At 60.2% G+C, this 13761-nt stretch carries 17 protein-coding genes; 3 read left to right on the plus strand and 14 right to left on the minus strand.

The window, feature by feature from the left end; translation table 11 throughout:
* Nucleotides 1-57: 57 nt before the first annotated feature.
* Nucleotides 58-480 carry a (deoxy)nucleoside triphosphate pyrophosphohydrolase gene (locus tag CVS28_RS12905; RefSeq protein ID WP_103481781.1) on the minus strand — a complete coding sequence of 141 codons (423 nt, stop codon included), beginning with the start codon at nt 478-480 and terminating at the stop codon, nt 58-60.
* A gap of 141 nt (nt 481-621) precedes the next feature.
* Here CVS28_RS12905 and CVS28_RS12910 point away from each other — a divergent pair, with 141 nt between their 5' ends.
* Complete coding sequence (locus CVS28_RS12910; protein WP_103481782.1) at nt 622-1839, plus strand: MFS transporter; 1218 nt, start codon at nt 622-624, stop codon at nt 1837-1839.
* 102 nt (nt 1840-1941) lie between these two features.
* Here CVS28_RS12910 and CVS28_RS19745 read toward each other — a convergent pair whose 3' ends face one another.
* The 5 genes from CVS28_RS19745 to infC all read right to left on the minus strand — a co-directional run bounded on the left by CVS28_RS19745 (nt 1942) and on the right by infC (nt 5398).
* The gene (locus CVS28_RS19745; protein ID WP_165788151.1) at nt 1942-2118 is read right to left on the minus strand and encodes a hypothetical protein; all 177 of its coding nucleotides are present in this window, start codon (nt 2116-2118) and stop codon (nt 1942-1944) included.
* 359 nt (nt 2119-2477) lie between these two features.
* Nucleotides 2478-3389, minus strand: a complete 912-nt coding sequence (locus CVS28_RS12920) for a TrmH family RNA methyltransferase (protein ID WP_103466430.1) — start codon at nt 3387-3389, stop codon at nt 2478-2480.
* Between the two features lie 68 nt (nt 3390-3457).
* Entirely contained in the window at nt 3458-3841 is a 384-nt protein-coding gene (rplT, locus tag CVS28_RS12925; RefSeq protein WP_103466429.1) for a 50S ribosomal protein L20, read from the minus strand.
* 107 nt (nt 3842-3948) lie between these two features.
* Complete coding sequence (gene rpmI, locus CVS28_RS12930) at nt 3949-4143, minus strand: 50S ribosomal protein L35 (protein WP_103466427.1); 195 nt, start codon at nt 4141-4143, stop codon at nt 3949-3951.
* Between the two features lie 103 nt (nt 4144-4246).
* Nucleotides 4247-5398 carry a translation initiation factor IF-3 gene (gene infC, locus CVS28_RS12935; protein WP_103481783.1) on the minus strand — a complete coding sequence of 384 codons (1152 nt, stop codon included), beginning with the start codon at nt 5396-5398 and terminating at the stop codon, nt 4247-4249.
* Nucleotides 5399-5681: 283 nt separating this feature from the next.
* Here infC and CVS28_RS12940 point away from each other — a divergent pair, with 283 nt between their 5' ends.
* Nucleotides 5682-6089 (plus strand): DUF1844 domain-containing protein, encoded by a 408-nt coding sequence (locus CVS28_RS12940; protein WP_103466424.1) that lies wholly within the window; start codon nt 5682-5684, stop codon nt 6087-6089.
* A 98-nt stretch (nt 6090-6187) separates the two neighbouring features.
* Here the strand turns inward: CVS28_RS12940 and CVS28_RS12945 are convergent, their stop codons facing one another.
* From CVS28_RS12945 to CVS28_RS12975, 8 genes are all read right to left on the minus strand, one after another.
* On the minus strand, nt 6188-7660 hold the full coding sequence (locus CVS28_RS12945; RefSeq protein ID WP_341476409.1) for an MFS transporter: 1473 nt from the start codon (nt 7658-7660) through the stop codon (nt 6188-6190).
* A gap of 32 nt (nt 7661-7692) precedes the next feature.
* Nucleotides 7693-8583 carry an SseB family protein gene (locus CVS28_RS12950; RefSeq protein ID WP_103481785.1) on the minus strand — a complete coding sequence of 297 codons (891 nt, stop codon included), beginning with the start codon at nt 8581-8583 and terminating at the stop codon, nt 7693-7695.
* A 3-nt stretch (nt 8584-8586) separates the two neighbouring features.
* Entirely contained in the window at nt 8587-9321 is a 735-nt protein-coding gene (priA, locus tag CVS28_RS12955) for a bifunctional 1-(5-phosphoribosyl)-5-((5-phosphoribosylamino)methylideneamino)imidazole-4-carboxamide isomerase/phosphoribosylanthranilate isomerase PriA (protein ID WP_103481786.1), read from the minus strand.
* A 71-nt stretch (nt 9322-9392) separates the two neighbouring features.
* Nucleotides 9393-9542 (minus strand): hypothetical protein, encoded by a 150-nt coding sequence (locus tag CVS28_RS19750; protein ID WP_165788152.1) that lies wholly within the window; start codon nt 9540-9542, stop codon nt 9393-9395.
* Nucleotides 9542-10222: an imidazole glycerol phosphate synthase subunit HisH gene (hisH, locus tag CVS28_RS12960; protein ID WP_243399879.1), complete on the minus strand. Its 681-nt coding sequence runs from the start codon at nt 10220-10222 to the stop codon at nt 9542-9544. The genes CVS28_RS19750 and hisH overlap by 1 nt, the downstream gene beginning before the upstream one ends.
* A complete protein-coding gene (hisB, locus tag CVS28_RS12965) occupies nt 10219-10845 on the minus strand; it encodes an imidazoleglycerol-phosphate dehydratase HisB (protein WP_103466414.1) in 627 nt (208 codons plus the stop codon). Before hisB ends, hisH begins: the two co-directional genes overlap by 4 nt.
* 178 nt (nt 10846-11023) lie before the next feature.
* Nucleotides 11024-12121: a histidinol-phosphate transaminase gene (locus CVS28_RS12970; RefSeq protein ID WP_103481788.1), complete on the minus strand. Its 1098-nt coding sequence runs from the start codon at nt 12119-12121 to the stop codon at nt 11024-11026.
* A 110-nt stretch (nt 12122-12231) separates the two neighbouring features.
* Nucleotides 12232-12675, minus strand: coding sequence for a LysM peptidoglycan-binding domain-containing protein (locus CVS28_RS12975; protein WP_243399880.1), 444 nt, complete (start codon nt 12673-12675; stop codon nt 12232-12234).
* A 275-nt stretch (nt 12676-12950) separates the two neighbouring features.
* Between CVS28_RS12975 and lexA the strand changes: the two genes are divergently transcribed.
* Nucleotides 12951-13694 carry a transcriptional repressor LexA gene (lexA, locus tag CVS28_RS12980; protein ID WP_103466410.1) on the plus strand — a complete coding sequence of 248 codons (744 nt, stop codon included), beginning with the start codon at nt 12951-12953 and terminating at the stop codon, nt 13692-13694.
* Nucleotides 13695-13761 lie beyond the last annotated feature (67 nt).

The following is a 13761-nucleotide window of genomic DNA, read 5'->3' on the forward strand; positions in this document are numbered from 1 at the left end:
TCGGTAGACCTTAGTCTGGCACAGCAGCGGCGGAATTCAACACCCGCAGCCATTCTTTTAGGATGCAGCAGTGAAAGCCAGGAGCGCGTGGACAATGGGCAGATCCGCCGGGATCCAGGCCAATTCAAGAAGTTGCGGGTCATCCAGCTCCAGCCACAGCAGCTGGTCGTGGTCCTCCAACGGTTCGGCTGTGCCTTCGCTCACCTCAACGAGCCACACTCTCATGGCGGCGTTGGCGTTCAGAGGCCAGCCACCCTCCGTTGGACTTTCGAGTTGAGCGCCGATGCGCACCTTGACACCCAACTCTTCAGCCAGTTCGCGGTGCAAGGCCTGCTGCGGGCTTTCACCTGGCTCGATCTTGCCGCCAGGGAACTCCCACATGCCAGCAAATTCCGGCGGGGCGGTGCGCCGGGCCACCAAAAGTTGCCGGGGGGCTCGTAGCGAATCCAACACTGCTGCGCCTACTATTTGTTTTTTCATCGTCACCGCCCCAGTGTATGGCGAACTAGACTGGTGGAGGCATTTACCTGCCCTCACCGTGCCGCCGAAGCAACCAGGCGCCGGCCCGGCCGCCCAGCGCAGCGCGGCAATCGTGGAAAACCACTTTGCGAAAGTTACCAGATGACACTGATCAAAAACGCCCGGCCCCCCAAGGCAATTACACCCAACGCTGTGGCTTTGGCCATTCTCTCCCTTGCCATTGGCGGGTTTGGCATCGGCACCACCGAATTTGCCATGATGGGCCTGCTGCCCGATGTTGCCGAAGGAGTTGGCGTCAGTGTGCCGGAAGCCGGACACGTCATTTCCGCCTACGCCCTGGGCGTGGTGGTGGGTGCGCCGGTGCTGGTGGCCATTGGGGCGAAAATGCCCCGCAAGGCCCTGGCCCTGGGCTTGATGGCCCTGTTCACTGTGGGCAACCTGCTCTCGGTGCTGGCCCAGGACTACACGACACTGCTGATCACACGCTTCATTGCCGGCTTGCCCCACGGCGCCTTCTTCGGTGTGGCAGCGGTGCTGGCAGCCTCCCTGGTGGCACCCACCAAGCGCGGCCGCGCCATCTCCATGGTCATGATGGGCCTGTCCGTGGCGAACGTGCTGGGCGTGCCGCTGGCCACGTTTGTGGGCCAGCAATTTGGGTGGCGCTGGCTCTTCGTCATGGTGGGGGCCATTGGTGTCATCACCATGATTTGCATGGCCATGTTTGTGCCGCACCAAAAAGCCCATCCCGACGCCAGCCTCCGCAACGAACTCAGCGCCCTGCGTCGTGGCCAGGTGTGGTTGACGCTGTTAGTGGGTGTTGTTGGGTTCGGCGGCTTCTTCGCCGTGTACACCTATGTTGCCAACACCATGACCGACGTTGCAGGTTTCGCCTCCGACTTCCTGCCGGTCATTGTTGGCCTGTACGGGCTGGGCATGGTGGCTGGCAACTACGTTGGTGGACGGCTGGCCGACTGGTCGGTCATGGGAAGCATCTACACCATGATGGCGTTCATTGCCGCAGTACTGATGATTTACTCCCTGACAGTGCACATTCAGTGGCTGGCCTTGGTCATGATCTTCGTCATCGGCGCCTCCGGGGCCATGCTGGTGCCGTCCCTGCAAACCCGTTTGCTAGACGTTTCACCGGGCGCCCCAACACTGGCTTCCTCGTTGAACCACTCAGCCCTGAACATGGCGAATGCCCTGGGAGCCTTTGTGGGCGGCCTGGTGATCACCTGGGGTTGGGGCTTCACGGCCCCGGCCATGGTGGGTGCCGCATTGGCGGTGCTGGGCTTGGCCATCGCCCTCCTCAGCGGCCTGCTGGACAAAGTAGGAGCCAAGGCCCACAAGGACAACTAGCAAACCCAAATCCAACTGGCCCGCAGAAAACGCCGAAAATGAGGTTGAAAAGCTGAATTTTCGGCGTTTTCTGCGGGCCAGTTGTTTAAGAACCTTGGGGCTTCACCGCGGGAGCGCAGGAGTGGATGTCGGCTCCAAGTAGATGACCTTCGCAATCGGGACGGCGGCACGCACGCGCTTCTCGGCGTCGTCAATGGCCATAGCAATTCCAGCCACGTTCTCCGAGGCGTCCACAGCAATTTTCGCCGCGCCAAGCAGTTCTTCAGAGCCGACGTGCATGGTCTCAAGGTGGATGGTCTTGCTGACGCCAGAACGATGGCCGCATACTTCGAGCGGCTCGCCAAGGCAATGGCGACGATAAGGGCGGCGACGAAGCGTTCCCGGCCATGGGCAATGAACCTCATGCCAGCAATGGACAAATTGGCCACTAATGCAGCGGCGATTGCCCTCGTACCACGTTAGTGCGAGACAGTGGGTTCCCCTCACCTCCGTGCAGGCCTGCAACTTAAGCCTCCACGGGCACCTTGCCCACTACGGGAAAGCCCAGAGTGTGCCCGCTGCACGCCAGACCAACCGCCGCCATCATCACCTGGAGGTGGCGAACGCCGGTCCCCAACGGACGTGGGCCACGCCGACTGTTAGCCCGCGCGGCGCTGGGCTCGGGCGCTGGCGTACAAGCAGACGGTTGCCGCCGTGCCCAGATTCAAGGACTCAGCCTCGCCATACACGGGCACAGCCACTCTGTGGTCAGCCAGTGCCTTCTCCTCCCCTGCCAAGCCCTGGGCTTCATTACCAAAGAGCCACAGGGTGGGATCCTCTAGGGCGTAGCTGGAGTCGGGAATTTGTTGGTCGAAGGCGCGGGCAGCACTTTCATCCTGCAACAGGTCAAGGTTCAGGTGGCCGTAACCATCGGCAGCCAGCACACCAACGCCCGCAGCCTTGGCAGCAGCCACCACCTCAGCCACATCGGCACCCAGCACCACGGGAAGGTGGAACAGCGAACCAGCTGTGGCCCGCACAGCCTTGGGATTGTAGATATCAACACTTGAGTGCGAGAAGATTACCGCGTCGGCGCCGGCGGCGTCTGCTGCGCGCAGCACGGTGCCGGCATTGCCCGGGTCGCGGACCTGGCACAGCATGGCTATCAACTTCGGCTTGGACGCCAGCACTGCGTCCAGCGGGACGTCAACAAAGTTGCAAACAGCCACAACGCCCTGCGGGGTCACGGTGTCTGTCATGGCGGAGAGCACCATTTCGCTGGCAATTCGAACCTGCAAACGGGTTCCCGGCGTGGAAGCCGCCTCCAGGAGTTCCGGGTAACGCTTCAGGCATTCAACCGTGGCGTAGAGGGCCTCAACCACGGGGCTTCCGCCGGCTGCCAGGCATTCACTGTGTGCCTTCAAAGCCTCGCGGACGCTCTGCGGACCCTCGGCCAGGAACTGGCGGCGCTTTAAACGACCCGAGCGCCCAACCAGCTTGGCAACGTCCCGCACCCGATCTGCTCGAGGATTGGTCATTGCTTCTACTGGTGGGCGCCCGGATTCAATCATGCTTAGGACTTTATCAGTCACTGAGCAGGAACAAGGAACTCAAAAAGTGCCTTGAGGCAAAACTGGAATTACTTGGCTACCGGTGCAGAAGTATCTGCAGGCAGTGCAGCCTTGGCGATGTTCACCAGTGCAGCGAAAGCAGCGGCGTCGTTGACGGCCAGGTCTGCCAGCATACGACGGTCAACTTCAATCGCAGCAGCCTTCAGGCCCTGGATCAAACGGTTGTAGGTCAGGCCGTTGGCGCGTGACGCAGCGTTGATACGCTGGATCCACAGGCGACGGAAGTCACCCTTACGCTTGCGGCGGTCACCGTAGCTGTACACAAACGAGTGCAGCAGCTGCTCTTTGGCCTTACGGTACAAGCGTGAACGCTGTCCGCGGTAACCCTTTGCGCGCTCAAGAATAACCCGACGCTTTTTGTGGGCGTTTACAGCCCTCTTCACACGTGCCACGTGCGTACTCCTTCAAGTTTAAAGATCCCAAGCCAATCATGCCAGGGAAGGCTTTGATGAATGGTGTTAGTCCCGGAACTGGGAATCACACCGATTGACTTGCGAAATTAGATGCCGAGCATCTTCTTGATGTTGCGGACATCAGCCTTGGCGACCAGGAGGTCACCCTTCAGGCGACGCTTCAAGCTGGAAGGCTTGTGCTCCAAGTAGTGGCGGCGGTTAGCCTGCTGGCGAACGAGCTTACCGGAACCGGTGAGCTTGAATCGCTTCTTTGCACCACTGTGTGTCTTCATTTTAGGCATGAGGACCTGTCTCCTTACGTATCCACCGGCGCTGCCTGTGGTTCTCTTGCAGCGACTGGTTGGGTCACTGTGTGGGTGTATTCACCGCTGAAAAGGAGGAACCTTATTCAGCTGAGCTGGGGGTTTCGGCTGCAGGCTCGCTCTTTGCAGAGGCGGGCTTTGCGGCCGTTTTTGTTGCTGTCTTCGCGGCAGGCTTGGCTGCAGGCTTGGCGATAACCGGCTTAGCCATGGGCTTGGGCATCGGAATCGGCCTTGCAACTACCGGCTTCGGCGCAGCAACAGGCTTGGGGGCGACGGTCGGCTTGGCTGCAGGAGCCTTGGCAGCAACCTTTGCAGCGGGCGCCTTGGCAACAGGAGCCTTAGCGGCGGCCGCCTTCGGAGCTGCAGACTTGGCCGGAGCCTTTGCAACAGGTGCGACGGCGGGAGCTGACACAGCTACAGGCGCACTTGCTGCGGGGGCCACCACTGCGGCCGGTGCTTCAACAACGGCTGCGGTCTCGACAACAGCGTCAGCGGCTTCGGCAACAGGTGCCTGAACTGCTTCGGCGGCGGGAACCTCTTCGTTCAAGCGGAGGCCCTCGGGCAGCAGATCAGCCAGGGACTGAGTCATGGGTGCCTTGTTGTCGCGGTCTACATCAACACGGGCTGTGCCGTTGGCCACTGCCTCGTTGTGAGCCTTGGCGTCGGCACGCTGCTGGTTGCGTCGGGCTTCAGCCTTCGCTTCAGCCTTGTTCTTCAACGGACCAATGACCATGACCATGTTGCGGCCGTCAATGCGCGGGCTCGACTCGATGATGCCGACCTCGGCAACATCTGCGGCGAACTTCTGGAGCAAGCGGATGCCCATTTCGGGGCGCTGCTGCTCACGTCCACGGAACTGGATCATGGCCTTGACCTTGTCACCGGCACCGAGGAACTTCAGCGCATGTCCGCGCTTTGTCTCGTAGTCATGGGTGTCGATCTTGAGGCGGAAGCGGATTTCCTTCAGAACAGTGTTCGTCTGGTTCTTCCGTGCTTCACGGGCCTTGACGGCGGCCTCGTACTTGTACTTACCGAAGTCCATCAGTTTGCACACCGGCGGCTTAGCCGTCGGCGCTACCTCAACCAGATCCAAGTCTGACTCAGCGGCAAGACGAAGGGCATCCTCAATGCGGACGACCCCAACCTGTTCGCCTGCTGGCCCTACCAACCGCACCTCTGGGACGCGGATTCGATCATTGATGCGTGGCTCGCTAATGTGTAGCTCCTGTTGCATAAGAAAAGGTGAGTACCATCAGCAACGGAGAAGGCCCCCAATTTGCTGATGCAATGGAGGCCTCGAATAATCGGTGCGGCAACCCAACAATAAAGGGGTTTGCCTCACTTCACCCCAGGGGCGAAGCACCGACCTGAACCAGACAACGCCAAAATTGGGTCGAAAGGTGGGAGAGGACTCCACTTGCAAACTCGAAGCAACTGCTTCTTTTTGGCCTGTGACTTGCGTCGTTTGGACAAGAAGAAATAACAGCATCGAGTCGGTCTATGACAAGCTTAGCAGTATGAGTAGCTCAGATAATAATTCGGACACCCGCAACACTTTTCAGCCCGCCCCGGAAGAGGGTCTCAACGACGTACAGACTGCCTCCGCGGTGCGTGACATCGCCGAAGTTCCGGCCATCGAAGTCATTACGACGGCGGCCGTTCACCTCATGAGTGCAGCAGCAGTTAAGTGCGGCTTGGCAGCAGGACCTGACGCCGAAGAACTCAAGGATCTGGACGAAGCCCGCAAGCTGATCACTGCGCTGGCCGGTTTTGTCACGGCAGCCGCACCGGAGATTGGCAGCCAGCACGCCGGACCGTTGCGTGACGGCCTGCGTTCACTGCAACTCGCGTTCCGTGAGGCCTCCACCATTCAGGACGCCCCGGGCAAGGGTCCGGGCGAAAAGTACACCGGAGCGGTTAACTAATCCCCACGCCTTCTACACATCGAACGGGCAGTAGTTGTTGATGTTTTTCTAAAACATCAACAACTACTGCCCGCTCGACGTTAATGGGGCGCTCAACGCTAGACGGCATCTGGTTCACCCAGCAGTTCCTCGGAGTCGTCCCGGCTGCTGGGGCCGCGTGTGTCATCAACGTCCGTCGCCTTACCAGGACGGCCGGTAGCCAATCCATCCGGGGCCCCCTTCTCCAGGCTTGGCTCAACACCCATGACAACGCGTGGTTCGTCGGTCACCGGCCGCACCCTGCATGCACTTCGACGGCGATAGATGGACATGGCGATCAAGCCAAGTACGGCCAGAACAGCACACATCAAACCCACTATCGCAAAACCTGCCCAGGGGCCAATGTCATCGATCATGGCGCCGGCAAACGGGGAACCCATGGCGCTGCCAATGGTCATTGAGGAGCCGTACATGCCCATGGCCTCGCCGCGCCGTTTCTCCGTCACTAGATCCGCAATATGCTCGGCGCTGGAGGTCAGCACCGGAGCGCACAACAAGCCTGGCAGGATGGACAGCAGGCCCAATGTCCATGCGTTGGTGGCGAAACCCATGGGGATGACAAGCACCGCCATGGCCATGAGCAGCCACAAGGGGTTGACGGATTTCTTGAGGGCACCGTAGACGATGCCGCCCAGAATCGAGGCGCCGCACCAGAACAAGAACACAATGCTAAGGTCGCTGGTGCTGTTGTTGTGTTCCATCAGCGCAACCATGCCCACGTTCACCCCTGACAGGACCAGTCCGGCACCCAGTGAGGTGCCCAGAATGGCAAGTACGGCGATGTTGACCCAGCGAAGGTTGTGCCGGGACGTGCCCCAGAAGCGCAGGACAAAGTTCTTGCCGGAAAGATTGGGGGCTTTGGCATCTTCCACAGCATCAAACGGCTCGGCACCGCCGCGGTCGACGGCCACATAGGAGCCCTTTTGGCCCGTCCGGGTTGGCGGGTTGAACCACATGAGGAAGATGCCCGCAAGGGAGGCACTGACGCCGATGATAATCAAACCCACCACCGTGTTGTTGGTGGCTAACATGACGCCGGCGGCGGGACCGATCATGAAGGTAATTTCCCCGCCCATGGAATCAAGTGCGTACGCAGTGCGGCGCTGCTCGGTGGGAACCATGACGCTCAGGGCCTGGCGGACCACCGAGAAAATGGGGACAGCGAAGAGCCCGCCGATGAATGCCGCGACCACGAGCAGCTGAAAATTGAGGAACGGCGCCGTGCCCCAGACGACCGCCTCGGCCACTACAGAGGGAATCAGGGCTCGCCGCAGCCCATAAATATCCACTAGTCGGCCACGCCACGGCGCCCCGATGGCCATTCCTATGGTGATGGCGGCGGCAACGGAGCCTGCAGCGGCATAGCTGAGCTCCATGGATTGCACCACGTGCAGTGTCAGCAGGACACCGGCCGCCGCGTGGGGAATTCGCGCAAACATGGCGATAATCAGCAGCCGGCGCACGGATCCAACCGCGAGGACTTCGCGGTAGGCGGCAAAATTCACTGTAGTGACTTCTCTCTTGTGATCCATCACAAGAGCGCGTCAAGGTGCCTTGGGAGGGTTTAGGTACATGGGTGTGGGTGGCGCAAACGAACTTGGATCGAATCAACGGCGTGGGCAAAGTACTCGTTGGCAGCCCAATACTCCTGTAATTGGGCCAACAGACTGTTCACCGCATGCTGATCAAGCCCGGGCAGCAGCGTGATGGTGACACACAGTTCCGGGCCGGTTCCACCGCCCTTGACCAACTGGCTGTGGGATGTGGATTTATTGCCCCACTGGGATTCTATGCCCTGGCCAACGCTGGCGGAAATGTCCAGCACAGCACTGTTACCAAGAGCCGACACAGATTGCGCCAAGACGTTTTGCACTGCAGCGTCAGCGTAACTGGGCAGCCATGTTTGCTGCTGGGCAAGCGCCCACATGGCCGGGCGGCGGATCACAAAGGGTCGTGGCGAGCCGGGGTCCAGCACCATCAACTGTGCTTCCTCAGCCACAGCTGACAACGCTGCGCGGGCTGCATACACAGCCACGGGACGAGCGTCGGGGTGCCATTTTGTCAGAGCTTCGGCATGCGTAAACGCCGGCAACACCACTCGACCATCGGGTCCTTGCAGGGTCACCAGGGCCATGTCCGATTCTTTGTCGGTCACCAGGCCGTTCTCCCCCACAGTTTGCTCAGCGAGCTGGGCAACAATGGGGATGAAGACACGGGCCTGCGCCAAGGCGGCAATGACGTGCGCCTCGGTGCCCTCACCGTCGGCCAGCGCCTCCATGGCGGCGGCGAAACCAGCGTCCATGGCGCCGTCGTCGGTGTCAAAATTATGGTACTTTTCCTGCGCCGGCAGGTCCCGCCCCGCCCACGGCTGCCCGGCCGAATCCGTGGATCCGCCGGCACCGGCCAAGGCTTGGGCAATATGGCCAGGCAGCTGTTTCTTGGGCATCTCAGTCATGAATTAGCGGCGGCCTGCAACGTCTAGGGCCTGCGGCAAGGTGAACTGGCCGGAGTAGAGAGCCTTGCCGATGATGGCGCCTTCAACACCTTCGCCCACCAGTTCGCGCAGGACGCGCAGGTCTTCAAGGCTGGAAATGCCTCCTGAGGCCACCACTGGCTTGGAGGTGCGGGTGCACATTTCCCGCAGCAGTTCAACGTTGGGGCCGCGCAGGGTGCCGTCCTTGGTGACGTCCGTGACAACGTACCGGGCACAGCCGGCGTCTTCCAAACGGGCCAATACTTCCCAGATGTCGCCACCTTCCCTGGTCCAGCCGCGGCCTGCCAAGGTGGTGCCGCGGACGTCCAGGCCCACGGCGATCTTGTCACCAAACTTTTCGATGACACTGGCGGTCCATTCGGGGTTTTCCAGTGCTGCCGTGCCGAGGTTCACCCGGCCCACACCCAGTTCCAAGGCAGCTTCCAAGGAGGCGTCGTCACGGAGTCCGCCGGAAAGCTCAACCTTGATGTCCAGGGCTGCCACCATTTCGCGCAGCAAGTGCACGTTGGAGCCGCGGCCAAAGGCTGCGTCCAGGTCCACCAGGTGAACCCACTCGGCGCCGTCGTTCTGCCAGTTGAGGGCCGCCTCAAGAGGCGAACCGTAGCCGGTTTCAGAGCCAGCCTCGCCCTGAACCAGGCGAACTGCCTGTCCGTCTACAATGTCGACAGCGGGCAGCAATTCCAAAATGGGGGTGGTCATGGGGTCCTCAACGTGACTAGTACTTGCGAATGTGGAGTGGAGCGTGTGCGCGCCGGGCTAGACGCCGGAACTCACTGAGTGAACATGTAGGCGGCCACCAGCGACATGACAGCCAACACGGCAAAACTGATGGGTATCCATCGAGCGGTTTTCTGCTGGTAAAACGTGTAGGCGCCGCCAATGAGCAACCCCGCCAGGCCCATCAAAAGCAAGGACCACATTATTTTGCCGCCTTGTTTAGTGACAGGACCCAATTGCGCAACAGGCGTGCACCCGCATCGCCGGACTTCTCCGGGTGGAATTGGGTTGCGCACAGCGGGCCGTTTTCAATGGCCGCAATGAAGGGCGCACCGTGCTCGGACCAGGTGACCATGGGCGGGCGCATCTTGGGCTGGAGAACCTCAAAGTCCCATTTCTGCACGCCGTAGGAGTGCACAAAGTAAAAGCGCTCGTCTTCAACACCTTCAAACAACATGGAACCTTCGGCTGCCTGAACCGTGTTCCAGCCCATGTGCGGGACAACAGGAGCTGGCAGGAGCTCAACCGTTCCGGGCCACTCCCCCATGCCTTCTTCATGGACACCGTGTTCGAATCCTGCGTCAAAAAGGACCTGCATGCCCACACAAATGCCCAGCACTGCACGGCCTCCGGCCACACGGCGCCCGATCATTCGCAGCGCATCAACGCTTTTGAGCTCGCTCATGACAGACCCAAAGGCACCCACGCCTGGAACCACCAGGCCATCGGCAGTCAACACGTCCTCGGGCTTGGCGCTGAGTTTCACCGTGGCACCGGCGCGTTCAAGGGCCCGCACGGCGGAGCGCACATTGCCTGAACCATAGTCCAGGACCGTGACTGTGGGCTGGTTTTCTACTGTTGACGGGGTGGCTTGGGAGCTCACAAAAGGCCCTTCGTGGATGGAATTCCTGTGACGCGGGGATCTGATTCAATGGCTGAACGCAGGGCGCGGGCGAATGCCTTGAACTGTGCCTCAACAATGTGGTGCGGATCGCGGCCGGCAATGACAGTCATGTGCAGGCAGATTTGCGCGTGCAAGGTGATGGCTTCAAAGACGTGGCGGGTCAGGGAACCTGTGAAGTGACCGCCGATCAAGTGGTACTCCTGGCCTGCGGGCTCGCCGCCATGCACCAGGTACGGGCGGCCGGAAACATCGACAACTGCGTTGGCCAACGCCTCGTCAAGCGGGACGGTGGCTTCGCCGAATCGGCGGATGCCCGCCTTGTTTCCCAGGGCCTCCTTGAGAACTTCACCAAAGGAAATGGCCACATCTTCCACCGTGTGGTGGGCGTCAATGTGCGTGTCACCGGTGGCCTTGATGTTCATGTCGATCAGCGAGTGCTTGGACAGTGCCGTCAGCATGTGGTCATAGAACGGGACTGAGGTGTCAATCGTGGAAACACCGGTACCGTCTAGGTTGATTTCCACCAGCACGCTGGACTCGCTGGTTACTCGCTCCAAACGGGCTGTGCGTCCCTGGCCGGGCTGCGGGCTGTTCTCAGTCATTGCACAAGTCCTTTGGTTTTTGTCCGCGCCTTCTTGCCCCTGCAGGCGCAGGGCAGGGCTAGGCTCGCGAACTTTTCACTGTATGTCACCAGTTTAGGAGAGAAGGCATGATTATGCCCAAAACAGTCCGCTGCCAATCCTCCGGTGCCCGGTTTGGCAGCGTTGTCCTCACGCGTGACTAGCTGGCCAGGATAGCGCGCAAGCCGCTGAGGAATGCCGTTGTTTCAGCTTCGGTGCCGGCAGTCACGCGCAGGTGCCCGGGAATTCCGACGTCGCGAATCAACACTCCCTCAGCCAACAAGGCTTCCCACACTGCATGGGGATTTTCCAGTCCGCCGAAGAAGACAAAGTTTGAATCCGAGGGTGCCGGCGTCAGGCCAAGATTTGTCAGTTCCGTCACTATCCTGTCCCGTTGGACTTTAATAGCCTCCACATTGGCCAACAGGGATGTTGAGGTACGCAGGGCCGCGACGGCAGTCGCCTGGGTGATGGCCGACAAGTGATAGGGCAACCGAACCAAACGGAGAGCGTCAGCGACTTCCGGCGCCGCCGCTAGATAGCCAAGGCGGGCGCCGGCCAAAGCAAACGCCTTGCTCATGGTCCGTGAAACCACCAGGCGCGGTCGGCCCTCAAGCAGGCTCAGGGCACTGGGCGTTCCTGTGTGGGCAAATTCTGCATACGCTTCATCAACAATGACAATGCACTGTGACGCTTCTCCTGCCTCATAAACAGCCTCCACCACCTCAAGGCCGAGGGCCGTTCCTGTGGGGTTGTTCGGCGAACAGAGGAAAACGATGTTCGGGGCGGCCGCACTCACCTGTTCCGCCGCCGATGCCGCGGACAAGCTGTAGTCCTGATCGCGCAATCCGGCGATATAGCCGGTACCTGTGCCACTGGCCAGCAGGGGGTACATGGAGTATGTGGGCGGGAATCCCATGGCGGTGCGTCCCGGACCGCCAAAGGCCTGAAGGATTTGCTGCAGGACTTCATTGGAACCGTTTGCGGCCCATAGGTTGTCTTCGTTGAGGCCGTGGCCCAAATACGCCGCCAATTCCTGGCGAAGGGTGGTGAATTCCCTGTCCGGGTACCTGTTGAGGCCTTCAAGTTCCGCTGCCACGGCTGCCAGAATGGCTTCCTTGGCATCCGCCGGGACGCCAAAGGTATTTTCATTCACGTTCAACAGTATGGGAACGTCAAGTTGCGGGGCGCCGTAGGGATGCAGTCCACGCAGATCGTCGCGGAGTGGCAATTGACCTAAACGTTCAAACTGATCCATGGCTCCAGCTTAATTGACAAGGATGCCAAATCCCGAAACGGTGACAGCATGCGGACACTTCAGCCCGAGCTCCGGGAGCCAGCTTGGCAGGATTGCTAGCCGGAGGTGTTCTACTTCGGGATGGGAACGAACAGTCGCTGGCCTGCCTGAAGCACACCAGTACCCAACTCATTCAGGGCAACAATTTCCCGAACCACTTCACGAACGTCACGATTCGGATTGGTGGTGCCAGCGATGCTCCACAGACTGTCGCCCTGGAGAACTGTCACTGAATGGGCGTAGCTGTCCATGTCGACGGCCAGGTGTTCCACGCCCGCATGGGCGGGGCTTGCCAACGTACTGAAAACAATCGCCAAGGCGACGAACACCAGGATCGATGATGCCACCAAGGCCGGGACACCAAGGAGCACCAGCCGGCCTCGACGCGTCAACGTCAGCTTGGCAGGCGCGGCCTGCCGCTGCGCCTGATGGTGCCGGGGACTGACATTGCCGCCGCCAAACAAGGCCTTGGGTGTACTGCTGAGAGTTCCTGCAGAGATAACCATTGCATTCATGACTTCTCGTCCTTTCACCGTGGATCTGGATCCTTGGCCACACCTGCCAACTGGATCAAAATTCCATGCTTCATATCTTCGATAGAACGTATGTTCGAATTTGCTACTAGTACAGTTTTAGCACCTATAGACGACACTTGCCAAGGGTTGATAGAACAAATGTTTGATATTGCCCCTGTTGTGGCTTAAACTTGGTTTACAAGGATTGGCCGCTAGATGCAGTCCACCAGCAGGCACTGACATTGTTCAGGGCAGCCACGAAAGGACCCGGAACCATGGCGCTTCAAGAACCTCCGCACCGCATCCCCCAAGCGCCCAGTCGCGCTGGCATGAAGGGGCTCACTGTTCGGCAGAAAAAGATTCTCGAGTGCATCCAGCGCTCCATTGCCGACAAGGGCTACCCACCCTCCATGCGTGAAATCGGCGACTCCGTGGGGCTGGCCAGCCTTTCCAGCGTCACGCACCAGTTGACCCAGCTTGAGCGCCATGGCTACTTGCGTCGTGACCCCAAACGTCCCCGAGCCATGGAAGTTTTGATCCCGCTGGTTCTGGACGACGGCGAGGTGGAGATTGAGGGGGTCAGCGCCCCGTCGAAGTTGCGCAGCTCAAATGGACTCAACTTCGCTGAGCTGAGCAGTTCCTCGGACACCGCATTTGTTCCTCTTGTGGGACGCATTGCAGCTGGTGGCCCCATACTGGCCGACCAGTCCGTGGATGACATCATGCCGTTGCCACGCCAGATTGTGGGCAGCGGAGAATTGTTCATGCTTAAGGTGCAAGGCGATTCAATGATCGACGCGGCAATCTGCGATGGGGACTGGGTGGTGGTGCGTCAACAGCCCACCGCCAACAACGGCGACATTGTGGCTGCCCTGTTGGAGGACGAAGCCACGGTGAAGACCTTCCGCCAGCGTGACGGCCACACCTGGCTTTTGCCCCAGAACACGCGCTACGAACCCATCTTGGGCGACCACGCGACCATCATGGGCAAGGTTGTATCAGTACTGCGCAGCCTCTGACGGCTCCCAACAACGCGTGCACGCATCGCACGCACCAGCAACACCAGCGAAAGGCCCAGGCGCCGGT

Origin of the sequence: Arthrobacter glacialis (genome assembly GCF_002909415.1) — a bacterium.
In the GTDB taxonomy this organism is placed as follows: Bacteria; Actinomycetota; Actinomycetes; order Actinomycetales; family Micrococcaceae; genus Specibacter; species Specibacter glacialis.